Raw genomic sequence first — 23,004 nt, 5'->3', positions numbered from 1 at the left:
GTGTTTAAGTGGTGATCTTGGTTTTAACGCTGTTCCCCGAGACTTCCATGGCTTTCTGATAAACTTCCATCAGCATTTCATAGTTTCGATCAGCTGTATATTTGGCTTCGTATTCAACACGGGCTTCTCTGCACATATTGGCTAGTTCCTCCGGATGGCTGAAGATCCACTTTACTTTTTCAGCCAAATCAGAGGGATCATTCGGACGAAATAATAACCCGGTGCGTCGATGATCGATCAGTTCTGCTGTAGCCCCCAGGTCCGGTGCAATAACTGGCGTTCCCTTTGCAAAAGATTCTAAAGGAACTCTCGGACAATTTTCGTAGCATTTGGTAGGGAAGATCAGAACTTTAGCTTCTCCCATAAGAGGATAAATCTCATTGAGGGGCTTCCATCCCAACCACTTAATTTCCGGGGTTTTTTCAGTCATCCCAATTACCTGATCCCGTAAGGGACCATCACCAACGATTTTAAGCGGGATTGTATTCTCTAATTTCCCCCATGCGGATAAAAGAGTGTCCAGACCTTTTTCTTGGGACAATCGCCCAACATAAAGGGCATATTCTCCTTTTCCAGAGCCCAGTTGCGGATCAGAAAAAATAAAATTAGGTTTAACCACAATCTTTTCCTCCGGTATTCCCCCCTCTATAAATTTGTTTTTAGAGAATCCGCTCAATGCGATATATAAGTCAATTTTGTCCCTCCATGTTCCCAAAAGCCTATTCGTTGAAATCATGGTTGCAACAGTAGCTGTCGCAATTTTGCTGTTCCGATAACATGCATGTTTGATACCCGGCCAATGGAAACGTGTTCGCAGACACTCTTCACATGGTTGTCCATTACGAAATAATAAGGAGTTAGAGCAGAGTAACCGGTAATTGTGCAGAGTCTGAACCACGGTGGCTCCTTCATTTTTTGCAGCGTGGTAGGCCGCGGGTGAAATCAGAGGTAAAGTGTTGTGAAAATGCACCACCTGGGGTCTTTCCTTCCGGACTAAAGTCCTTAGTTGTCCGTAAACAGTGTTGTTCCAAATGGTCTTATAGCCCAGGGACAAACGGCTCATATGTTGAATGTCATCATTATCCAAAGTGAATTTTATTACTTCATGTCCTTTATCCTGCAATAGTTTCGTTTCTTCAGCGAATACCTGTTCTTCTCCTCCGGGAATTTGATAGTAGTTATGTACCAACAAGATCCGCATTGCTTCAAGCCCTTCTTCTAATGAATTTTTAACCTACACTTTATTTTCCAATATTTAGATATAAATGCTCGTTGTGTTATTGCCGATTGGTTAACATAGTTAAGATCAGAGGTCTGTTTATCTTTTCTGTACCTCCCGCTGAATATCATTAATAATCATATCGGCAACCTGCCTGTAGGTTTTTAGCGACGAGGTATCCGGTGGATTGAGTTCACCCGTTAGCGCCAGTCGCAATGCTCGATCAAAATCGGATGGATTCAATGGATCAAAACCCTGCTTTGTTGGCACGATTTCAGGAGCGCAACCAGCATATTTGGAAGCTAACACCGGTATGCCGGACCACATCGCTTCATTTACCACAAGACCCCACACATCCTCCAGAGTGGGGAATACCAGACAGTCCGCACTACGGTAAATTGCGGGCATTTTTTCCGGAGGTTGAGCCGGGTGAAAGTAAACATCAACCAGCCCCAGCTCGCGGGCGTATGAGACTAAAGATTCTCTTTCAGCCCCTTCCCCAACCAACAGCAATGAGAAACGATGACCTTCTTCCTGCATACGGGCTGCCGCTTCAAGAAGTAACCGCACTCCTTTCCGACCGATCAATTGTCCCACGTATAGAAGCACGGGTTTTTGCTTAAGCATAATGGCAGGTTTTACGGGACGGTTGAAAAAAGTTTCATCCACGCAGTTTTGAATCTGAAGGATTCGCTCACGGGACACGCCAATACTCATTAAATACTCGGTGGAAGTTTGCCCGTAACTGATCCAGTGCCTGACCCACCGGGCAAGCAACCTCCTTACAATACGCTTAAAGGGTCCACGGGTTGACTCGGTATGAAGAGTACCACCCCACCATACCCAAACAGGTTTTCTTGAAAGAGCACCATAAACCAAAGCGGCAATGGTTCTAAAACCCATTTCTATCGTGATCACCGCATCCGGTCTTTCACGAAACAAATCCCATATATAACCCAGATTAATGTGTAAATAATGTCTGTCGAATACCTGACCATCCCGTTTGCGTTTATACTTGATGGTAAACCCCCAAGAACGTTTTGCAGACAAACCCTTTTCCCGAAGCCTGTTTTCAAGACCGGCCCAAGTGGTCCGGTTATCTTCCCGACCAGAGAATAGAACTGTTGTGTTGAAATTCTCCCCGATGAGAGAGTAAACAGGTATCCGATACGGTGAAATGTTATTGTTTAAGATTGCGAGGCGATGTCTATAATCTCGCATATGAGCCCCCTAATAGTACAATAAAAAGGTTTTTTCCATCGAAAAGTGACCCTCTCAGGCTGCAACCGTTTATACGTTGTGTGTAGTCCTGTACTCCTTATAACGTATACCAATAACACCGGCGAGACGTCCAAAACCATGAAATATAGTGCGTAATACCTTGATCAATATATGGCGTCCACCGAATACAGACAACGGCAGGAAAATAAAGCCCAGTAGAAGAAAAGCACTTGCCTTCATGATCTGTTTAAAACGAATATGGAACGAGTCATCTAAATCAGACAAAACCAAGCTATAAGTATTGCCAGTACGATAAGCCCGCTGAAGGATCCACTTAACGTTTACACGGCTTTTGGGAACCCATTCATCGACAATGGCTTCATCTGACCAGATTATTTTACATCCAGCCCGATGCAGTCGGATAAAAAAATGCGTATCTGATCCCCCGGTGATGGCATAACGTTCATCAAACGTCATGTCCATTTTTTGGATCAAGCTGTATCGAATAAGGACGTTACCAGTTCCAGCACAATCCATGCGGTATCCAGTCGGATAGCGCGGCCTTTCATAAAATTTACCTTTGATTACCCAACTGGGAACTGATTCTATATAACTCGGTATTACTGGACCTGTAACAACATCCGCATGATATTTCATTTGCACAAACAAAAGCTCATCCAACCAACGAGGATCGGGTACCTCGTCATCATCGATGAAGGCAATAAAGTCAACCTCTCCTGCCATTTTCATGGCTTTGTTGCGTACGTAAGAAATGCCGCGCTTAATCTCAATGTCATATTTTAGCGGCCATCTCAGCACATGATCTATTTCCTCACAAATGGAGCGAGCCGATTCTCTTGAATCGTTATCAACAACAACAATCTCTATTGATGGTTTTTTAGATTTCATAAACTCAAGTTGATTTAATCCCTCCAAGAGACGTTTTAACCCTTCCGGCCTTTTATATGTTGCAACACATATTGTTACTTTCATAAGATTTTAGCCTCCACTACATTTTTCTCTATTAGTTTTTTGTTTTTTAACATTGAATTAGAAATAACAACATAAACCAACCACAAAAAATTCGCGCCTAATAACTGACTCTCGGTAATATTGCTTAGCACGAAAAACGAAAAAAACATTAAAGGCCACATACTTTCATCTTTGCTGACGTATCGAAAATACTTAGCAACATGAAAATAATTCCTTATAAACCCTAAAATAAATATAGTAACTCCAACCAATCCTAAATTCAACCATAGGTCAAATAAGCCATTATGTGAATGCGGGGCTTCCCAACGAACTATTTCCCAGACATATGCGGATGGACCACTCCATCCAGTCCAAAAGGCATTATAACCATACCCAAAAAAAGGTCTCTGTTCGATCATCATATAAACAGCTTCCCAAAGGGCTGTGCGACCCGTAAGAGTAAGATCCCGCCCTAAATAGCTTGCAACCAATTCAGCATAACTTAGAAACCAAGTCAGCACTCCACCTCCTAATAGAAGAACCATGATTAATAAGGAAATTAACAATTTATACTGAGTGCGTAATAAAAAAATTAACGAAAACACTACCAAAAGTGTCAAGAAAATAACCAAGGCTGTTTTTGAAGTTGACAGCCAAATAAGAAGAGTAGATAGAACAAATCCCGAAAAGTATATCAAACGTTTTTGATTGACCCTGAAACATATGACCAGGAACAAAGTAGCGCTTAAGGTCATCATCCGGCCCAAGCCATTCTTGTGGTCAAAAACTCCTTGCCAAGCTCCTTCGTGCAAACCCTGATTCATACCATAAGCAGGAAATAAAGACCCGAAAATTAAACTTAAAAAAATGACCAAACCGAATGTCCAAGCAAGAAACCTTAAAAAGTCATCCAATTTATACCGAGATGAAATATAAATACCGAATGCGGTTATTAAAAACAATTTGAGACTTCTAATCAAAGTAGTTGCCCAATCGACAGACCAAATAATAGAAATAAATGCTAAAAATGTAAGTAGTAATATCGATAAATTTTTTTTAATCCGTATAATATAAGGAAATTTAAATAGAAGTAACAAGGCAATGATTCCATTAATTCCAATCGACAAAACATCATCTAGTCTTTGAGGCAAAAGACCCTTAAGACGTAACAACGGTAATAAAGCACCTGTCTCTAGAAAGAGTATAAAGATAATTATAGTTTTTTCTAACGAGATAGAGAAACTTTTTACTTTAATCCGCAATACTTTTCCCCTCACTAATAGTACCAATGGACGTTGAGATGTTCCTGTAATGCCATACCGCTCCCCACACAACCAATGCCAATAGTCCATCAGATACCAAACTGGCGACAGCCGCTCCCTGCCATGAATAAGCGGGAATCAAATACAGATTGATGATTCCGTTGAATACGGCTACCGACACTTGCATCAAACTTCGAATACCTTGATAACCGGCTCCGGTTAAAACATTGGCTCCGAAATACTGAAAAACCCTGATCAGCGGAATTAAGGCCAACCAACGGATGGCTTCCACTGCAACTCTGTAATCATCTCCCAATACATAAGGAAGAATCGGAGCTGTCACGAACAACACACATCCAGCAAACAGACCGTATCCGCCCGCTATCGGAAGAAGCTTTTTAGCATAGTTAAAGCTTCCATTGATCCCATTGGCACCGTGTTGAAAAAACCTTGCATAAGATGCATATATGAGAGAACGTGCCGGAGCAAAGGCCACATCAATGATCCGATACGCCGCTGCGTAAATACCTGCCGCCTGCAAGGTGGAAAGGCGAGCCAGCATGGTTTTGTCGATGTCGTTGTGGATCCCCTGAGCCGAAAGACTGACCGCAAAGTAAAATCCCTCTTTAACTTCAGAACGCAAGCTAGACAGATCCAATCCCGGAAACCCCAGTTCCTTACAAACAAGAAACATTGCAATCAATGCACTGACTGCCGTACTGAGGAGATATAACCAGCCCCACTCCTCCGGCGAGTTGGATCCGCCAATGAATAGAAGACCCAGCGCGGCTCCCAGTCTGGATATACTGAACAAAACCTGCAGCAGCGCCACCCTCTCCATACGCTGAAACCCTTGGAATGCCTGGCTGCTGACATCCAACATTCTCGCAAACACAATATCTGATAAAGAGACGGTAACAATCAAGGTCGTGGGTACGGCAGAGGGGAGGAGAAAGCGCGAAACTACCAAAACCAGCACGACCAACCCCCCCCCCAGGAAGAGGGTCATCGCCAACGCGTTTCCCCAGTATCGGCGAAACACACCGGGGTCCCTTGACACATGTTTAATTATCAAATTTCCGGTGCCCAGACTCGCATAGGGGGCGAGAATGGCGACAAGGGCCGCCACACCGACAAAGCTCCCGTATCCCTCACTCCCTAAAGCGCGGGCGATGATGACGAAATAAACGGCCTGGATCCCGATCCGAGACCCCATCCCAAGAAAGGTCCATAGCGTATTTCTGGCTAATAAGTTGTTTTTTATCCTATGTAGCACCATGGTCACACCCGGTTTCTAAGATGTTAGTATGAACACCTCCCTTTCTTCACAGACAGGAGGCTTCTCGTCCGACCAGATCGTCATTTCCATCTTGCAGCCCACACCCTGCAATTTTCAGACTAAATATTTAGTAAGTATTGCTGCGGATCATGACCAACAAGGTTTGGATCAGCACCTTCAGGTCGGTCTTTAGTGAAATTGTCCGGATATAACGCAAATCATGTTCTAGATTTTCATGGATCGGCTTGGTCCGATCTCCGCTGATTTGCCAGGGGCCCGTGATCCCCGGCTTGACCAGAAACCGTTGTCTTTCATGCCAGGTATAATATTTTTCCACAATCAATTTCTGCTCCGGCCGGGGACCGACGAGGCTCATATCTCCTTTGAGGATGTTAATCAGTTGCGGGAGTTCATCCAGGCTGGTTTTTCTTAAAAAGTGGCCCGCCCGGGTGATCCGGGGGTCCCGGTTGCTCTCGGGAGAGCGCCCCTGACTGGGTACGTGGACATGCATGGTGCGGAATTTGTAGATCTGAAACTCTTTTCCGTCCTTGCCGATTCGGCTTTGGCGAAACAGAACGGGGCCGGGGGAGTCCAACCGGATCCACAGCGCGATGACCATCATCAGAGGAAAGGTGAGCAGCAAACCAAAAAAACTTACGGTGACATCCATCAGGGGCTTTCCCATGTTGACGTACCAGCTTTTGGCGCGATAGATTGCGGTTCGGCTGTATAGTGGTTTTGCCAGTGGTTCCATGGTCACTCACCGTCACACGATAATTTTGGATGAGTCCTTTTTCTCCTTCAGCATCTTCAGGTACTCGCGGAAGTGGTCCCCCAGCTCCTGGTTCTTCAAGGCGAACTGGATGGTGGCTTCCAGGAAGCCCAGCTTGCTTCCCACATCATAGATGGTCCCTTCGAAGGCGTAGCTGTACATCGGTTGCTGTTGGGCCAGTTCCTGCATGGCGTCGGTCAGTTGGATCTCGCCGCCGACCCCCGGTTTGGTCTCCGCGAGGATGTCGAAGACCTCCGGTTCCAGAATGTAGCGACCCATAATGGCCAAGTTCGACGGGGGATTGTGCTTGGGCTTTTCCACCAAGTTTCGGATCCGGTTTACCTTGAAGTCCACCTTATGCCCGTCAATCACCCCGTATTTGCCCACTTCCTCCCAGTCCACGGGCTTTACCGCCACCACATTGGACTGATGTCTGTTGTAAACCTCGATCATCTGCCGCAGACAGGGGACTTCGCCGTCGATGATCATGTCCCCGAGGAGGACGGCGAAGGGTTCGTTTCCGATAAACCCGCGGGCGCACCAGATGGCGTGACCCAGGCCGAGGGCCTGCTGTTGGCGGACATAGTAGATGTTCACCAGATTGTTGATGTCCTGCACCATCTTATAGAGGTCATCCTTCTTTTTTTCCACCAGGTTGGATTCCAGCTCATAGTTCTTGTCAAAGTGATCCTCGATCGCCCGTTTGCTGCGGCCGGTGACGATGACGATTTCCTCGATCCCGGACTGGACCGCTTCTTCGACGATGTACTGGATGGTGGGCTTGTCCACGATCGGGAGCATTTCCTTCGGCATGGCTTTGGTGGCGGGAAGAAAGCGGGTCCCCAGTCCCGCCGCCGGGATGATCGCTTTTCTGACTTGTTTCATCTGACACCCCTCATTTCTGTTCAAAATATGACCCATTTCTTTTTCTTGGGTGTGACCACCGGCGGGTCCACGACACACTCTTTTCCTTTCAAAACCGCATGGGAATTGTACATAAACCGCTTGGCTTCTTCGAAGCTGAACCGTTGGGAGATCCGGTCATACGCCTCCCGGAGCTCCGGCCGTCTCTTCGTCATGTTGTGGGCATCGGTTGCAATGACGTGAACCAAGTGGTTTTGAATCATGTCCTCCGCCACCGCTCTTAACCTCTCTCCTTTTTCTCCGGTCAGACACCCCGCCGTCAGCTGGGCGATGGCCCCTTTTTCGATCCATTCCGCCAGGATTTCCGGATTTTCATGCAATACGACGTTCCGCTCCGGGTGGGCAATGACTGGCACCAGTCCGTTCCCCTTCATTTCGTAAAGTACGTCATCGGTATAGGTCGGAATATGGTGAGCGGGCAGTTCCACAAGTACATAGTGCGTCTGGTTGCAGGTCAGGGCCTGGAAGTTCATGACGTGGTCCACCAGATCGGGATGGATGTGGATCTCCGTGCCCGGGTGAACCCGGAGGGGGATCCTTCTCTTTTTCAACAGATCCTGAAAACGGTGGACGTCTCTCAACACATCCTCCAGTGGGTTCCTATACATTCCGTCATAGCTGTGGGGGGTGCAGATCATGTCCGTGATCCCGTCCCTGGCGGCGTGCCAAGCCATCTGCAAAGCTTCATCCACGGTCTGGGCACCGTCGTCGATCTCCGGGAGGATATGGCAATGGAGGTCGATCATAGACTCTAACCCTCTTTTCGAAGCAGGATATTCAGTAGTAGGCCATCGTTTCAACCTTCTTGCTGTTCAGGACTGCCCCGATGATATTGGCCCCCACATGGTCGAGGAGAGCTTTCGCTTTTTTGGCATCTTCCCGGTGTGTACCACCACTCTTCATCACCAGCAGGACTCCGTCCACACAGTTGGCCAACAGCTGCGGATCGGTCACCGCGAGGGTCGGAGGAGCGTCGATCAGGATGATATCGTACAGCGTCCTGAACTCCTCCAGCAGTTCCTTCATCCTTCGGGACCCCAGCAGGTCGGCCGGATTGGGCGGCGTCTTCCCCGCCGGGATGATGTCCAAGAAAACATCGGTTCCTTCACATACCACCTGATCCAGGTTCGCCTGGCTGATCAGGAGATCGGTCAGCCCTTTCCGGCTGGTCAACTGAAACGTATCATGTAACGAAGGTTTGCGAAGATCGGCATCGATGAGCAAAACCTGATTGCGGGCCTGGGCCATGGTGATCGCCAGGTTGGAAATGACTGTGGACTTCCCTTCCCCCGGCCCGGCGGAGGTCACCATGATGGACTTGATCTCCCTGTTGATGCCGGCAAACTGAATGTTGGTCCGCAAGGTCCGGAAGGACTCGGAGATGGGAGACTTGGGATCGTAATGGCTGATCAGTTTAGCTGACGCTTCCTCGGACCTCACGGGCAGACCTCCTTCCTCTCTTGTCCACTCGCAGGGACCCGGGGTTGATCTTCATCTTTTCAAAATCGGCGATGGCCCCCAAAACCGGCACGCCGAGGATTTGTTCCACCTGTTCCTCCGTCTTGACGGACTTATCCATGTAGTCGAACAGGAACGCCAGCGCGATTCCCACCATCATGCCAATGACCGCCGCCGCTCCCATAAATAGATACGGCTTAGGGAAAACCGGTTCCGGACTGGGGCCCACTTTGGCCCGGTCCAAGATCGAAACATTATCCACCTTCATAATCATTTGGATTTTTTGATGAAAGGTCGCCGCGAAACCGTTGGCGATCTTGGCCGCCATGGACGGGCTCTCGTCGGTCACGGTGATGGAGGTGACCAGGGATTCGCTGGGGGCGGAAACTTCCACCCGGTCGAGCAACTCTTCCGTCTTCATGTTCAGACCCAGGTTTTGAATCACCGCATCCGCCACCTGGCGGCTCTTGATGATATCCCCATAGGTTTTGACGAGTTTCTGATTGGCCATCACATTATTGAATGAGTTCTGGTCCGATTCCGTCACCTGCACCAGGATGGTCGCTGTCGCTTCATACTTTTGGGGAAGAACGAAGAAACAGAGCGACCCGGTGGCAGTCACAAAGAGGACCATAAGAAAAAAGATCATTTTTAAGCGTTGCTTTACAATTCTCCACAGCTCGGAAAGCTCGATTTCTTTTTCCATGGAAAACAAAGCTCCTCTGTCACCGTGATAATGTCAATACCATGTTTTATCCCCTATTAACCGTTATTCGTTAATAGATTTGACTTTTGTGTCATTTTTGACCAATGAAACTATTTTTTTATTTCAACCCCAATTGATTGTTCATTGCTTCGCTGATCCGGTTTCTCTCCTGTTCGGAAACGATGTAGTAGTAAATCCCGCTGATCTTGGTGCCGCTTCCCTTGATTTCGATGGTGTTCACGTTTTGGACGGCCGTGCGGTAGTCCCGGCTCATCTTCTGTAATTCATCGGGAGAGATATTGGTTTTCACACTGCTGCCGAGACTCCGTAGGATCTCCGTCAGATCGGCCAGGATGGAGGGGGAAGCCGCCTTGTCCATCACCGCCCGGAGCACCTGTCGCTGGCGTTCGTTCCTTCCCAAGTCCCCTCTCGGATCGTCATAGCGCATCCGGGAGTATTTGAGTGCCTTCACTCCGTTCAGGTGGAGAGCCCCTTCGGGGAAAGAGTAACCCTCATAGTGAAAGGCAAATTGGTTATGTACATCCACCCCGCCTAAGGTGTCAATGATTTGGGCGAACCCTTCCATGTCCACCTTCACGTAGTAGTCGATGGGCACCTGGAGAAAGTTTTCCACGGTCTTCATCGTCATGGGGACCCCGCCGAACGCATAGGCATGGTTGATCTTGTCCTGGATACCCTTCCCCACGATTTTCGTCCGGGTGTCCCGGGGAATGTTGAACATCAGGGTGGAGTCGGTCCGGGGATTCACGGTGAGAACCACCATGGAGTCACTGCGGCCCCGGTCGTTTCCCCGCTTGTCCACCCCCATGATCAGGATGGAGATCGGATCGTGTCTCTCCACGGAGATTTCTTCTTTCCGAAGGTCCGATTTTTTCTCTTTGATCGGTTCGTAGATTTGAGATGCGGTGTCTTTCACGGTGTCGTAAAGGTAGTAGGCGTAACCCCCCGCCCCGCCGGCGGCGACCAGCATGATGATGGAGATGATCTTGAACCACTTCATGATTCCGATCTCCTTATCATATCGGTTTTTCCTCTGTTTCTATTATTAGTTATTCGTAGATTGGTTTGGTTTTTTGTCCGTTTTTGGCTGTCTTTGAGAAAAAATTTGTTAAATGTACGAAAAAGCCCCGGTTTCAGTCACCGGGGCTCTCGATTTCCCTCAGTTTCCGGACGGGGAAAAGATTTTCCGGCGACAGACGAATCCGAGGAGCACCAGACCTGCGGCGGTCGCCGCTCCGCCGTACAGCATGTAAGTCGGTTGATCGGCTGCGGTGTCGGGCATCTTGCCGCCTATGATGTCTGCAATCGCTTTTTTCCCTTCATCGGGGTCCAGTTTCCCGCCGTGGTTCGGAGTCCCGCTGTCGGGGCCCGGTGTGATGGTGCCGTCTTCTTTGACGATGAATTCAAATTTTTCGTAGAGTGCCGTGATTTCCCCGTCTGCTTTCCCTTCAAATATGGCGACTCCTGTATAATGACCGGGTTTCAGTTCGTCGAATTCCCACTCGGCCATGACACCTTCGTGGTTGGGACGGTAATCCCCCTTCGCTCGATCCGGGTGATCGATGTCCTTCTCATGGATAAAAGCGATCCCCCAGGTCCCTTTCGCGGTTTCCGCATTCAACATGGTGGTTTGCAGGATGTGCTTGCCGTCCTTGTGGGAGTAACCCGTTTTCAGTTCCTCATCTCCGGGATAAGGAGCGTCCGGTTCTTCCGGGAGCAAGTAATGAAAAGAACCTTCCCCCGTCACTTGTCCTCCATCCACCGAACCTTCAAAGGAAACCTCGATGACATATTCCCCGGCCTCCGTTACATCCAGTTGGGTCGTTCCTTCGGGGCCTTCCACATCGGATTCGGTTTTTTCATCCACCGTGGAACCATCCGCTTTATCCGTGGCTTTGAAGGTCCATGTTCCCTGGACTTTGACGCCCTCGGGCACGACCAGGCTCCCCTTCACCTGAGTCCTCTGCACGGCATCTTCGGAGTCCAGCGGAACGACGGTCACTTCGATGGGGAGGGGTTCGGTCGATTCTTCGTTTGAATCACCTTTATCCCCGGTTGCATCGGTATCCTCTCCGACGGGGCTTTCCCCTTCAGGGCCGGGTTCCTCGCCGTCTTCCCCATCCGTGATCCCTCCCGGATGGACAGCGGTCGGGTCGGCGATGATGATTTCATCGGTGACCCCGGTGAGCTCGTGGCGTTCGGTTTCTTCCCCTTTCAGGTTCACCACCGTGCCGGAGAAATGAACTTCCCCTTTGTAAACGCCGGGCTCCAGGTCGTTAAAAGACGCTTCGGCAGACAAACTGTCCGCATCCCCGTTTGCCGGAACTCTGTGGGCTTCTCCCATGGGTTCTCCGTCTTTGATCAGTTGGAAGGACCAGGTGCCGGAGGCTGATACGGCGTCAGAGTCCCCGCCTTTCAGTTCACCGATGATTTCCACCGTTGTTTCATCCGGCTTTTCCACCGTCATTTCCAAATAATGGACGTTGTCCGGATCTTCTTCTTTGTCATGAGCCACAGCCTGGAACGGTGTAAGAATGAGACTGATGAGGAAGATCAACAACCAGGCCGATGTCATGCGACGAATCCGATTTCCCACAAATTCACCTCCCTTTCAAATCGATAGATTAAAAGGGAAAATATTCCCTCAATGTGATTGTTCGTCAGGGCTTTTCGGTTTTGTGTCGTTTTTTATGGAAAAATGGATTTTCGGATCGTTTTTTCGGAAAAATATATCTTAGGATGTAATAAAAGATCCTGACTAAGGACTAAAAGCGAGCGGCAGCATTTACCCGAAGCCGCTCCGACTGCACTCACAGAGCTTTTGGGTAAATGCTTCCCTTCTTCTAAGCCTGACCATCAATCACAACGCTTCTAAACCATTGCCTCGGAAGGATCTCCGCACACAAAAATCCCGGTGTTCCCACCGGGGTTAAGGATATGGAGAAACTTCAGTTTCCGAAGACGGAGAAGCGTTTCGCCGGTAGACAAAGCCGAGAATCAGGAGGCCGAGAGGTGACGATGCCGCCGTAGAGCATGTCGGTCGGCTTGATGGCTTTTTCCCCTTCATCGGGATCCACCTTGTCGCCATTTTCTTTATCCCCGTTATTTATTGGCTATTTCTTGAAAGCCAACAAATTAGCCGTTTTCAAAGCGAGGCGTACTGATTTTCGATTTAAAGTACCCTGCATCTTTTTGATTTTTTTATCTTTTTCAGCCAGCTTTTTCTCCAGCTCTTTCACTTTTTTGCCACGCTTAGCCTTTTTCGCTTCTTCAATCCGGTGGTAAGTTTCCCAGCGTTCCACGATTTCCTCCATGCTGAGACCGCTGATCGGAGTAACAGGCGGAAGCGGGTCAACCGTTTTAATCTTCTTGTCAAACGGGACATTGGATGGATCGAGATCCTCTTTATAAATATGATCGAGGTTATTCTTGTTAAGGAAGTTTACAAAATGATCAAAGTTCTGTGCCTGTCTTCGGGTCGGTGATTGGAAATCAACCTTCTCAATCAGGTCGCCAAGTCGGGTCTGATCTGTAATCTCATTTGCCATTACGTGAGTCAATTGGTGATATTCAGCCAGCTCCCTCATACGGGCATCTTTTGGAATCAGGATGCTGGGAGTCCCAACAATGGTTGCTGTAATATTTCCGTGTAATCTGGCACCAAAGCTTAAATCAGCTGATCTTAAGAAGTCAAGCCATGTGTCCACGTTCAGAGGATAAATGACTCTGTTATTCATATATATCGGATCCGACATTTTGACAGGATAATTGTCGCTGGATTGAGCGATGGGTGGATATCCTGTATACGTCAGTTGCAGCTCTTTCATCCATTGCGGGATGAAGTAGTGATTTGGATATTCTTCCATGCTTCTTGTAATGAAGTCCAAGACATTTTTTGGAGACAGGCGTGAAGAGTTCACGCTGACAATTGAATCCTTTGTGATATTTGTTTCTCGTATCTTCAAGTCCCTGCCGAAGGAATACATGGAAGGGCAGCCAATCACCTCATGGTCCACTCCTTCACGGAAACCTAATCGGGTCAGGTATTTAGACGTGATTTCCCCACGAAGACCCATCATGTTTGACTTCTCCAGAACAGCGCTGACAAAGTCTTTCACGTCTTGGTCAAATGGGAATCCTTCATCTAATTTGGGCTCAAAAGGTGCGCGGAGTCCAACACCAATGACAACCACAGGAATCTTCAGCTTTTTGATCAGTTTTGTATACTTGCGCAGTGAAGGCACAAACTGTTCACGGAAAGCATCAGCCAACGGGATGACATACATATCATACTTTTCGTTGATTTCGTCGGCACGATTTGGATCGAAATCATAATAATCAGGTGTAATCGTCGTTCCTTCCGTCATCAGTGTGCGGAAAACACTGTATTGGTAAACAAGGTTCCCTACGTTGCCTCCAATGGAATTGTTCAGCAGTATGTGCGGTACATCGAATTTATCGAACGGGGACATACCTGATCGAATGATAATGTTCTTCATTTTAAGAACTTCCCCTTTCTAAAACACAAAACAGAATATGAGGGTATAAAATAGTGTGGTTATCCTGAACCCATTAGACCCCAGACAAATGTTAAATGCAAAATGTTGAACCCCATATATAGTTATTCGTCAGACAATCTGATTTCCTGTCCACAAAATTAAATAAATGTTGATTTATGTCACCATTTAACTTTTGAGCCATCCATGCCTTATCCAGAAATCAAAAAACCCCGGTGATTCCCACCGGGGTTGAGGAGTGGAGAAACTTTAGTTTCCGAAGACGGAGAAGAGTTTCCGCCGGTAGACAATGCCGAGAATGAGGAGGCCGAGAGCGGTGACGATGCCACCGTAGAGCATGTAGGTCGGCTGCTCCGCGGCGGTATCGGGCATTTTACCGCCTTTGATGTCTTCGATGGCTTTTTTCCCTTCATCGGGATCCATCTTGCCGCCATTGTCTTTATCCCCGTTATCAGGATCGGGAGTAATTGTGCCGTCTTCCTCAACAACAAATTCAAATTCCTCGTAGAGTGCCGTGATTTCCCCGTCTGCTTCTCCTTCAAACACGGAGACTCCGTAATAATGACCCGGCTTAAGCTTGTCGAATTCCCATTCGGCAATGACACCTTCATGATCTTCAACATATTTGTAGAGAATGTCGTCTTCAGACTGAGCTGTTTCGTGGGCGATGGCAATTCCCCAATTGCCTTTTGCCATTTCGGCATTCAGCATGGTGGTTTGAAGAATATGTTTGCCATCTTTGTAGGAATAGCCTGTCTTCAATTTTTCGTCTCCCGGCGTCGGGGGGTCGGTCGGTTCGCCAGGTTCGGTGATTTCGTAATCTTTGTTACCTTCACCGTGAACTTCTTCTCCGTCCACTGTTCCGTCAAACGTAACTTGAATGAGATACTCTCCAGGCTCAGTCACATCCAACGCTGTGTCAGCTTTGGGCCCTTCTTGGTCCGGTAATGTCTTCTCGTCCACCAGAGAATCGTCGGATTTCTTGGTGGCTTTAAAGGTCCAATCGCCTTTAATACCGGATCCATCTGCAGATTGAGATTGGGCGAGTTTCAGCTCAGCATCCACATGGCTCTCCAGAATACCGGCTTCGGTATCGATGGAGGTAACCGTCACATCAATGTTGACATTCCGGGGGACCTCGCCGCCGTCACTCTGATCGCCGCCGGTCCCATCGCCACCAGTGGAGCCGTCATCATCACCGCCGGTCGCTCCACTGTCTCCATCTTGGTCACCACCGTTACCACCATCATCGGCGGGAGGGATGGTGACGTCAAACTCGGCCCTCAGTTCGTGATCCACCTTCTCATCTTCACCGTGTTTGATCTTTCCCATAAAGCGGGCCACAACCTGGTAGTCCCCCGGTTCCAGTTCTAATGTTTCAAAGGTGTGGGACTGGGAAACAGTCTCGTCCGTATAATCCACATCGTATTTCCCGGGATCAGTCGCTTTGTCATTCGTCTCATGACTGATCAGATTAAAACGCCACTTTCCATCCAACGCCGTAGGAGTAGTCCCCCCGCTAATCACCTCGGCATCAGCCGTGATACTGGATTCGTCAGTAGTCACCTCCAGTTGAATGTTGTGTTTGTCATGAGCCACCGCCTGGAAGGGCGAAATCACCATGGCCATGGTGAAGACGAACAGCCAGGCAAGAGCGATGCGTCGACTGTGTTTCCTCACGTTATTTTTCCCCCTTCAGATTTTTCTTCCGGGAATTTTTGTCCCCATTGGAGTTATTCGTAAGAGGGTTCCGATTTTTGAGTCGATTTGGTGAAATAATTTAACTTTTATGTCTGATTTGCGGAAAAACAGGTATCCACAAAAAAAAGCCGCTGTCCAAGCGGCTTGTGAGTTTCGGGTGGGGTTACTCTTCGTTCTGTGTTTCATAGACCAGCAGTGAGGCTTCATCATCGTCCGGAACGGCGTAGAGGCGCATGCCCTGATCGGTGTTCTCCAGGAAGGCCGGGTTCCGGGTGGCGACGTGTCCTTTGGCGGAAAACTCCGTCACGGGAACTTCGTGAAGCAGATCCAGGGTGGCGGTGTCGAGCAGGGCCAGCCCACCCAGTTCATAGGGCTTCGAACCTTCGGGGTTCGGGAGTTCCGAGATCCCGCTGCAGATCGCTTTTCCCTGTCCCGCGCTTTCACAGTCCTGATAGTCGATGAAATGACTCGGGTTCGTCTTCATCCTAAGGGTTTTCCCCTGTTCGTTCCATTGGTAGAAATGGCGGGAACCCCAGCTGACCCCTGTCAGCTTCCCGTTTTCACTGTCACGGGACACTCCGCCGATGTGGTCATCCACCCGGAACGCTTCCTCCGCCTTCAGGGTGTCGGGATCCACTTGATACATGATGGACCGGCTGTCGGGGCGGTACTCCGCCACCGGCACCCAGATGGACTTCCCGTCGTAGGCAATCCCGCCCGGGTGGTACATGTGGCCTTCCCCCAACTCAATGTCTTTCACCAGCTTGCCCGTTTTGTCGAAGACGAACAGGTGTCCGACCCCTTTGCCGGGAGTCCGGTCATATCCGTTTCGGGGTTGGTCGTATTTCTCCGGCTTTTCGATGATCTCCACGGAAGACATGTAAAAGAGATCCCCGATCCGGGTCATCCCCTGCGGGTGATGCGCGTCAAACTGGAGGTCGATCTGTTCTTTCTGCTGCCATTGGGTATTCCGGGAAAGTTCTTTGAATGTATCCGTCGCATCCAGTCCCTGGGTCCCGACCGTGCCCGGCTGACCGACGACGAGTGCCGTGGTGACGGTACCCAACAGCAGAAGCACACTGAGGGAACAGATGATTTTTTTCAAGGATGTCTCCTCCTTCCGTCTTGTCCAGAGATTATCTTACGTCTCCCGGAAGGCAGGGGAAAGACCGGAGGACCGATTTTAAAAAGAACTTTAGCGGGGGTTTATACAAACTTTGCAAATCCGCAAAACAAGAAAGGACCCCGAAGGGCCCTTTCTCAACTCTCATATTTTGGATTACGCGGCGGTCCGGCGAAGTTTGAGGATGGCCAACGCAGCCAGTCCCAGGAGCAGGATGCCGCCGCCGACCAGCATGCCCAGCGGGTAGTCGGTGGCGGTCTTGGGCATCTTGCCGCCGTTTTTGACGGTGTCCATCACTTGTTTGGGTTCCGTCGGCTTCACCGGTTCCTTGCCGTCCTCTTTCCCGTTGTCTTCCCCGTCACCCGGTTGGGGTTCGGAGCCCGGCTCTTTCACTTCGAAGACGGTGGAGTCATCGATGAAACCAGCGGGTTGACCGTCCACCGTTCCGTAGTAGACAGCCCCCACAAAGTAGGTACCGGGCTCCAACTCATCTTCAAACTCAGCGGTAAAGGATTTTCCTTCCTGCATCAAGTCGGAAAATCGGGGTTCCACGACCGGGTACCCTTCCATGTCGAAGATCCCGATCATCCACTCACCCATCACATGCTCGCCTTCGAAGATGGAAGCGGTCACGACGTGCTTGCCGTCCTTGTATTCATATATCACTTCGTGCTCCGGCTCAAAGAACTCCGGCACTTCCAGGGTCACTTCGGCGGATCCGCGGAGCTTCACTTCCTGACCGTTGTAAGTCCCTTTGAAAACCACCACGGCTTTGTAAGTGCCGCTCTCGGGAGCCCACAGCCAGGCTCCTTTCCGGATGCCTTCTTTATTCTTTTTGACGACCTTGTCCACCACTTGTCCTTCGGCATCCTTCAGGACGAAACGCCAGTTTCCGGAGGCGTCATCGCCTTTTTTGGCGCCGGGGATTTTCCCTTTGACTCGGATATCGCCGGTGTAGAAGCCCATTTCCTCATCGAAATACGGGGCGGCGGAGACTTCCAGGTTCTTGGGCAGTTCGGGCGCTTCGTGACGTTTGGGGTCGTTTTTTTATCAAAAAAAAATCATTTTTTTCTTCGCAACTTCCGTTTCCCATCCTCCCTTTCGCAAAGCGATCACCCGTTATTCTCCAACCAATAAAAAAAGAACTCCGAAGAGCTCTTTCCAAGGATCTGTTCGTTGTGTTGACCTCGATCCCCCTCGTTCTGTCGGTGCCGATCATGATTGCCCAGCTTGCATGGAATGAATGTGCCTCTTCCGTATCAAGAACCCCTCACGCCTTTGGTATAATGATGGGGGTCTCTGTTGTGCTGTCTCCGATTACTGCTTGTGCTGGAAAAAACGGGATTTTAAATGAAGATTAAATATCATCACTCCTTCATCCTCACGATCCTATCTTACAGCCAGAAAAGGTGAGTGGATTGAATTTGTGGGAAATATTCGTGGCCGCGATCTTGGGACTGGTGGAAGGAATGACGGAGTTTGCGCCGGTCTCATCCACGGGACATATGATTGTCGTCGATGATCTTTTATTGCAATCCAAACAGTTATTTTCACCGGATGTGGCAAACACCTTTAAAGTGGTGATTCAACTGGGTTCGATCTTGGCGGTTGTGATTGTGTTTAAAGAAAGATTCAGACAGCTGTTGGGGCTTGAAAAGGATGGAACGGAAGAAACGCGGGGATCCCATTTGAAGTTGAGCCAAGTGGTCGTCGGCCTCTTGCCGGCCGCCATTCTGGGATTTCTATTTGAGGATTATATTGATGAACATCTGTTCTCCGTCGAAACCGTGGCCGTTGGACTGGCTGCCGGCGCCGTTTTAATGATGGCCGCCGATTGGTTTCGTCCAGGGAGGCCGAGAGTCCAAACGGTGGATCAGATTACTTACAAACAAGCAGTATGGATCGGTCTCTTTCAATGTATCTCGCTGTGGCCGGGCTTTTCCCGCTCCGGTTCCACGATTTCCGGCGGCGTCCTGTTGGGACTCAGCCACCGTGCCGCATCGGATTTTACGTTTATCATGGCCGTTCCGATCATGATGGGAGCCAGTGGACTTTCGCTCCTTAAGAATTGGGAATATTTTTCCATTGATGCCCTCCCATTTTTTATGGCCGGATTTATCAGCGCGTTTCTCTTTGCTCTCCTCTCCATCCGTTTCTTTTTAAAGTTAATCAATCGAATCAAGTTGGTTCCTTTTGCCGTATACCGTATTGTGCTGGCCGCTTTCATTTACTTTGTCTTTCTATAAAAAGACCGTTCCGATCTCGAGCAAACCACTAAAAGGGGTTGAACTGAAGCGGCTGGCGGCCAAGTTTCTCAGGGGGAATAACGTGACATGATCCAAGCTATTTTTTTTGTTTTTAATAGCCGGGTTGGCGGAAATCGGGGGAGGCTATTTGATCTGGCTTTGGCTGCGAGAGGGGAAACCCTCTTATTGGGGACTGGCTGGCGGCCTGGCTTTGGCCTTATACGGAGTCATCGCCACGTTTCAAACCTTCCCTTCCTTCGGTCGGGTCTACGCGGCTTACGGTGGAGTATTCATTATTATGTCTGTACTATGGGGATGGGGAATTGACAAGAAAACTCCGGACCTCTATGACTGGATTGGATCAGGAATTTGTCTCATCGGTGTAGCTGTGATGTTATGGGGACCACGAAATTAAAAAAAAACGGCGGTTGAAAAAGGCCTCGGTTTGGGGTTGATTCTTTGGCTCGTGATGCAGATTATGGTTTTACCCATACTGGGCTGGGGGATTTTTGGTTTGGCCATTTCACCCAAAATCGCTGTGGCGACACTGGTACTTCACCTTGTTTATGGTTATTTTGTTGGACGGTTCATCGGTCGCAAGGAAGTTTCGTCTTAAAGCCACGTTATTGAAGACGGACAGATGGTTCTGAATGATGTTCGGGATATAACCGGGCCGGCTCCACGACATGAAGGAGCCGATTTTTCTTAAAGGTTGAAGGATCCACCCATATTCCCATCTTAACCGGGACCGCTATAGCCCTCAATTAAAAGACACTCAAAAGAAAAAAGAGCTCCGAAGAGCTCCTTCCCATGGACCGGCGGCCGCTCACTCCGCCTCATTCACGGCCGTACAATTCCTTCATCTTGTGATACCGGCTCACCCCGTCCTCAAATTTCCGTTCTTTCTTGAAGGCTTCCCGGGTTTTTTGGGCGGGCTTCCAGTCGCCGGACATGTAGTGTTCGATCATGTACCGGACCTTCCCCACCCGGTCGGAGAGGAGCTCCTGGAAGCCCGCGGCGAAGACGCGGAGCTCCTTCGGTCCCGGAGGCGGCCGGGTTCCTTCGATTCTCCCCTCGAGGGCGTCAAGATCCCGGAGCAGCCGCTTCCCGTCCTCAGGGTCGTACTCGGAGTATTCCGGGAACTGAAATTCAAAGCGTTGGACGAGCTCGTTGGTTTTCGCCAGATTGCCGTCCATCCGGGCGAACCATTGGCGGGCGGAATCGGCAGGAGCCCGGTTCTCTTTCCCCCCGGATCCGGTTTCGGCGGGTGTGAGCTTTTCGGTGGGGTTATGTTGGGGTTCGGCAAATACGGCCCCCGTAAACACCGCCCCGATCGCTACCGCGACGACCAGCATGGTCTGAAGCTTCATCCTTCTTCCTCCTTCATCCATGGACGGAAGATCCAAAAACCCCCTTTTACATTATATACCTTTTTTGATGCTGATTAGAAACCCTGTTATGAAATAAAGGCAAGAAAAAACCGGGGGGAGCCCCGGTTGGTTTTCAGCCTTCATCAAACCGCCGGGTCCGGCTGCCCAGCCGCTCAAGACAATCCCAATTGCCGGTTCAACACCCCGCTGATCCGCTTCCGTTCCGCTTCCGGGACGATGTAGTACCAGACCCCGCCCCGTTTTTCGCCCCGCCCGTTCACCTGCAGGGGCTCGATGTCGTTCATGGAAGACCGGTAGTCGCCGGCCATCGCCTGCAACTCGTCCGGGGAAAGATTGGTCTTCACATTGGTTCCGAGGCTCTCCAGGATGCTGGACAGCTTGGTCAGGACGGAAGGGTTTTTCGCTTTCCGCATCACCTGGGTCAACACTTCCTGCTGGCGCTCCCCCCGTCCGATGTCCCCCCGGGGGTCGTCTTTGCGCATCCGGGAGTATTTCAGGGCTTCGGCTCCGTTTAAGTGGAGGTTCCCCTCCGGGAAGTCGTACCCTTCGAGGTGGAAGGCGAACTCATTGTGGACATCGACTCCGCCCAACTGGTCCACGATGGTCTCAAAGCCTTCCATGTTCACTTTGACATAGTAATCCATCGGGACATGGAGGAAACGTTCCACGGTTTGCATCGCCAGGGGGACCCCGCCGTAGGCGTAGGCATGGTTGATCTTGTCCGGCCCCCGGCCGGGGATCTCCGTCCGGGTGTCCCGGGGGATGCTGAACATCAGGACGGATCCCGCTTTCGGGTTGACGGTCATCACCATCATGGTGTCCGTGCGGCCGCGGTCCCCCTCCCGTTCGTCCACACCCAGGATCAGGATGGAGATCGGGTCCCGGTTCTCCACGGAAACATCCTCGTCCCGGAGAGCGGACGGTTTTTTCTTGCCCGGTTCATACATCTGTTTCGCCGCATCCTGGGCCGCATCGTACAGATAGTACGCGTATCCGCCCGCTCCGCCGGCTGCGAGGAGGACCAGGATGAAAAAAATCTTCAGCCACTTCATCGATCAGACCCCTTCTGCTGAAATACCTTTCATTTTCTGGAATTGGGAATCAAAACCCTTTTTTGGTCCGGAGAATCCTTCACAGGGTCTCATCCGTCACCCAAGGATTTCTTCGATTCCGCACAAATCTTTCAGCATGTAGTCCGGTTGGTGACCCAGCTCATCCATGACCTCTCCCTTGCGGTCGACCCAGGCGGTGGAAAAGCCGAACCGGCCGGCTCCCGAGATGTCCCATGTGTTGGAGGAAACGAAAAGGATCGACTCCCGGGAAACACCGAGGATGTTGGGCACCAACGCATAGGCCCGGGGGGAAGGCTTGAAAACCTTCGCTTCATCCACGCTGATCAGCTCGTCGAACAGGGGAAGCAGTCCCCCGTTCTCCAGCAACGGCCGGAGCGCGGAGAGGGGACCGTTGGAAAAGGCCGCCCGCGTGACCGCCAGCCGTTCCAGGACCCGGGACACTTCCGGGAACACCCGGAGGCAGGCATAGGCGGCGAGCAGGTCCTCCCGCTCCCCGGCGGACAGTCCCAGGCCGAGACGGCGGTCGGCGTGACGGAGGGCCTCCTCCGTCACCCCGCGAAAATCCCGGTAGTCCTCCATCAGGGAACGAAGCCAGCTGTACTCCAGCTGTTTACTCCTCCACAGACGGCTCAGTTCCTCTCCCTTTCCGGGGGCGGCCGCTTCACACCGCCCGGTGAGCGAATCGACATCGAACAGGGTTCCGTACACATCGAATACGACAGCTTGATAACGGTCGGACATCCTGCGTTTCCTCCTTTGATTCCGGTGTGGGATTTCTTCCTCTCCTCGTTTTCCACACTGGGTCGAAAGTAAACCAGGCCCAGAAGCGTTGTGATTGAATGTTCGTTTCGAGAAAAGGAAAAGCGTTTACCCAAAATAGCGACTTTGCTGTCCTGCCCGGCGGAGAATCAGCCTGCAAGGGCGTTCAGGGGCAAAAGCTTCTCTGTGTTGCATCCGAAGGCGTTTTGCCCCTGCCCGCCGCCGGATGATTCGGAGCGGACAGTGCTTGCATCTCTGCAGGACAGCATAGCGAGACCGGGGAGTGAAGCGACCCAGGCGAGACTTGTGCTCTGTGAGTGCATAGCGAGACCGGGGAGTGAAGCGACCCAGGCGAGACTT

22 protein-coding genes and 1 pseudogene are annotated in these 23,004 nt (G+C 50.2%); 3 read left to right on the top strand and 20 right to left on the bottom strand.

The annotated features are described in order from the left end of the window. Positions 1-4: 4 nt before the first annotated feature. From C8P63_RS15560 to C8P63_RS15485, 16 genes are all read right to left on the bottom strand, one after another. Positions 5-1,201 carry a glycosyltransferase family 4 protein gene (locus tag C8P63_RS15560; RefSeq protein WP_108025581.1) on the bottom strand — a complete coding sequence of 399 codons (1,197 nt, stop codon included), beginning with the start codon at positions 1,199-1,201 and terminating at the stop codon, positions 5-7. Positions 1,202-1,318: 117 nt separating this feature from the next. Further along, positions 1,319-2,440 (bottom strand): glycosyltransferase family 4 protein, encoded by a 1,122-nt coding sequence (locus tag C8P63_RS15555; RefSeq protein WP_108025579.1) that lies wholly within the window; start codon positions 2,438-2,440, stop codon positions 1,319-1,321. 69 nt (positions 2,441-2,509) lie between these two features. Next, positions 2,510-3,433, bottom strand: a complete 924-nt coding sequence (locus tag C8P63_RS15550; RefSeq protein ID WP_108025577.1) for a glycosyltransferase family 2 protein — start codon at positions 3,431-3,433, stop codon at positions 2,510-2,512. Then, on the bottom strand, positions 3,430-4,674 hold the full coding sequence (locus tag C8P63_RS15545) for an O-antigen ligase family protein (RefSeq protein ID WP_170109704.1): 1,245 nt from the start codon (positions 4,672-4,674) through the stop codon (positions 3,430-3,432). Before C8P63_RS15545 ends, C8P63_RS15550 begins: the two co-directional genes overlap by 4 nt. Beyond that, positions 4,664-5,953, bottom strand: a complete 1,290-nt coding sequence (locus C8P63_RS15540) for an oligosaccharide flippase family protein (RefSeq protein WP_108025650.1) — start codon at positions 5,951-5,953, stop codon at positions 4,664-4,666. The genes C8P63_RS15545 and C8P63_RS15540 overlap by 11 nt, the downstream gene beginning before the upstream one ends. Before the next feature lie 127 nt (positions 5,954-6,080). Next, positions 6,081-6,707, bottom strand: coding sequence for a sugar transferase (locus tag C8P63_RS15535; protein WP_211308296.1), 627 nt, complete (start codon positions 6,705-6,707; stop codon positions 6,081-6,083). Positions 6,708-6,719: 12 nt separating this feature from the next. Next, positions 6,720-7,610, bottom strand: a complete 891-nt coding sequence (galU, locus tag C8P63_RS15530; RefSeq protein ID WP_108025573.1) for a UTP--glucose-1-phosphate uridylyltransferase GalU — start codon at positions 7,608-7,610, stop codon at positions 6,720-6,722. A 20-nt stretch (positions 7,611-7,630) separates the two neighbouring features. Then, positions 7,631-8,395: a tyrosine-protein phosphatase gene (locus C8P63_RS15525; RefSeq protein ID WP_108025571.1), complete on the bottom strand. Its 765-nt coding sequence runs from the start codon at positions 8,393-8,395 to the stop codon at positions 7,631-7,633. Between the two features lie 31 nt (positions 8,396-8,426). Further along, positions 8,427-9,089: a CpsD/CapB family tyrosine-protein kinase gene (locus C8P63_RS15520; RefSeq protein ID WP_245920959.1), complete on the bottom strand. Its 663-nt coding sequence runs from the start codon at positions 9,087-9,089 to the stop codon at positions 8,427-8,429. Beyond that, positions 9,064-9,813, bottom strand: a complete 750-nt coding sequence (locus C8P63_RS15515; RefSeq protein ID WP_108025566.1) for a YveK family protein — start codon at positions 9,811-9,813, stop codon at positions 9,064-9,066. Before C8P63_RS15515 ends, C8P63_RS15520 begins: the two co-directional genes overlap by 26 nt. Before the next feature lie 118 nt (positions 9,814-9,931). Continuing rightward, positions 9,932-10,834, bottom strand: coding sequence for an LCP family glycopolymer transferase (locus C8P63_RS15510; protein WP_108025564.1), 903 nt, complete (start codon positions 10,832-10,834; stop codon positions 9,932-9,934). Between the two features lie 159 nt (positions 10,835-10,993). Then, the gene (locus C8P63_RS15505) at positions 10,994-12,430 is read right to left on the bottom strand and encodes a hypothetical protein (RefSeq protein WP_108025563.1); all 1,437 of its coding nucleotides are present in this window, start codon (positions 12,428-12,430) and stop codon (positions 10,994-10,996) included. Between the two features lie 517 nt (positions 12,431-12,947). Continuing rightward, positions 12,948-14,333 carry a polysaccharide pyruvyl transferase family protein gene (locus C8P63_RS15500; RefSeq protein ID WP_108025562.1) on the bottom strand — a complete coding sequence of 462 codons (1,386 nt, stop codon included), beginning with the start codon at positions 14,331-14,333 and terminating at the stop codon, positions 12,948-12,950. A 267-nt stretch (positions 14,334-14,600) separates the two neighbouring features. Further along, positions 14,601-16,031: a hypothetical protein gene (locus tag C8P63_RS15495; protein WP_108025561.1), complete on the bottom strand. Its 1,431-nt coding sequence runs from the start codon at positions 16,029-16,031 to the stop codon at positions 14,601-14,603. A 184-nt stretch (positions 16,032-16,215) separates the two neighbouring features. After that, positions 16,216-17,157, bottom strand: a complete 942-nt coding sequence (locus C8P63_RS15490) for a DUF6454 family protein (RefSeq protein WP_108025560.1) — start codon at positions 17,155-17,157, stop codon at positions 16,216-16,218. A 174-nt stretch (positions 17,158-17,331) separates the two neighbouring features. Next, positions 17,332-18,141, bottom strand: coding sequence for a hypothetical protein (locus C8P63_RS15485; RefSeq protein ID WP_108025559.1), 810 nt, complete (start codon positions 18,139-18,141; stop codon positions 17,332-17,334). A gap of 452 nt (positions 18,142-18,593) precedes the next feature. On the opposite strand from C8P63_RS15485, the gene C8P63_RS15480 reads away from it, so the two are divergent. The 3 genes and pseudogenes from C8P63_RS15480 to C8P63_RS20110 all read left to right on the top strand — a co-directional run. Then, positions 18,594-19,421 (top strand): undecaprenyl-diphosphate phosphatase, encoded by an 828-nt coding sequence (locus C8P63_RS15480; protein ID WP_108025558.1) that lies wholly within the window; start codon positions 18,594-18,596, stop codon positions 19,419-19,421. A 106-nt stretch (positions 19,422-19,527) separates the two neighbouring features. Then, positions 19,528-19,836, top strand: a complete 309-nt coding sequence (locus C8P63_RS15475; RefSeq protein WP_108025557.1) for a YnfA family protein — start codon at positions 19,528-19,530, stop codon at positions 19,834-19,836. An 18-nt stretch (positions 19,837-19,854) separates the two neighbouring features. Continuing rightward, a pseudogene (locus C8P63_RS20110) lies at positions 19,855-20,037 on the top strand (hypothetical protein); the annotation flags it as partial. A gap of 220 nt (positions 20,038-20,257) precedes the next feature. Here C8P63_RS20110 and C8P63_RS15470 read toward each other — a convergent pair. From C8P63_RS15470 to C8P63_RS19390, 4 genes are all read right to left on the bottom strand, one after another. After that, positions 20,258-20,791 carry a hypothetical protein gene (locus C8P63_RS15470; protein ID WP_108025556.1) on the bottom strand — a complete coding sequence of 178 codons (534 nt, stop codon included), beginning with the start codon at positions 20,789-20,791 and terminating at the stop codon, positions 20,258-20,260. 173 nt (positions 20,792-20,964) lie between these two features. Then, a complete protein-coding gene (locus C8P63_RS15465) occupies positions 20,965-21,864 on the bottom strand; it encodes an LCP family glycopolymer transferase (protein ID WP_108025555.1) in 900 nt (299 codons plus the stop codon). 96 nt (positions 21,865-21,960) lie between these two features. After that, entirely contained in the window at positions 21,961-22,626 is a 666-nt protein-coding gene (locus tag C8P63_RS15460) for a haloacid dehalogenase type II (RefSeq protein WP_108025554.1), read from the bottom strand. A gap of 167 nt (positions 22,627-22,793) precedes the next feature. Next, the coding region (locus tag C8P63_RS19390; protein ID WP_211308295.1) for a hypothetical protein at positions 22,794-23,004 on the bottom strand (211 nt) is incomplete at its 5' end.

It is taken from the genome of Melghirimyces profundicolus (genome assembly GCF_003054245.1).
GTDB classification, from domain to species: Bacteria; Bacillota; Bacilli; order Thermoactinomycetales; family DSM-45169; genus Melghirimyces; species Melghirimyces profundicolus.
This window is presented reverse-complemented; position numbering and strand designations above follow the sequence as displayed.

Excerpts from the sequence above, each read along its gene's own strand:
- C8P63_RS15560 (WP_108025581.1), bottom strand. The coding sequence starts at position 1,201 with ATGCGGATCTTGTTGGTACATAACTACTATCAAATTCCCGGAGGAGAA.
- C8P63_RS15555 (WP_108025579.1), bottom strand. The coding sequence starts at position 2,440 with ATGCGAGATTATAGACATCGCCTCGCAATCTTAAACAATAACATTTCA.
- C8P63_RS15550 (WP_108025577.1), bottom strand. The coding sequence starts at position 3,433 with ATGAAAGTAACAATATGTGTTGCAACATATAAAAGGCCGGAAGGGTTA.
- C8P63_RS15540 (WP_108025650.1), bottom strand. The coding sequence starts at position 5,953 with ATGGTGCTACATAGGATAAAAAACAACTTATTAGCCAGAAATACGCTA.
- C8P63_RS15535 (WP_211308296.1), bottom strand. The coding sequence starts at position 6,707 with ATGGAACCACTGGCAAAACCACTATACAGCCGAACCGCAATCTATCGC.
- galU (WP_108025573.1), bottom strand. The coding sequence starts at position 7,610 with ATGAAACAAGTCAGAAAAGCGATCATCCCGGCGGCGGGACTGGGGACC.
- C8P63_RS15525 (WP_108025571.1), bottom strand. The coding sequence starts at position 8,395 with ATGATCGACCTCCATTGCCATATCCTCCCGGAGATCGACGACGGTGCC.
- C8P63_RS15515 (WP_108025566.1), bottom strand. The coding sequence starts at position 9,813 with ATGGAAAAAGAAATCGAGCTTTCCGAGCTGTGGAGAATTGTAAAGCAA.
- C8P63_RS15510 (WP_108025564.1), bottom strand. The coding sequence starts at position 10,834 with ATGAAGTGGTTCAAGATCATCTCCATCATCATGCTGGTCGCCGCCGGC.
- C8P63_RS15500 (WP_108025562.1), bottom strand. The coding sequence starts at position 14,333 with ATGAAGAACATTATCATTCGATCAGGTATGTCCCCGTTCGATAAATTC.
- C8P63_RS15485 (WP_108025559.1), bottom strand. The coding sequence starts at position 18,141 with ATGGGCTTCTACACCGGCGATATCCGAGTCAAAGGGAAAATCCCCGGC.
- C8P63_RS15470 (WP_108025556.1), bottom strand. The coding sequence starts at position 20,791 with ATGAAGCTTCAGACCATGCTGGTCGTCGCGGTAGCGATCGGGGCGGTG.
- C8P63_RS15465 (WP_108025555.1), bottom strand. The coding sequence starts at position 21,864 with ATGAAGTGGCTGAAGATTTTTTTCATCCTGGTCCTCCTCGCAGCCGGC.
- C8P63_RS15460 (WP_108025554.1), bottom strand. The coding sequence starts at position 22,626 with ATGTCCGACCGTTATCAAGCTGTCGTATTCGATGTGTACGGAACCCTG.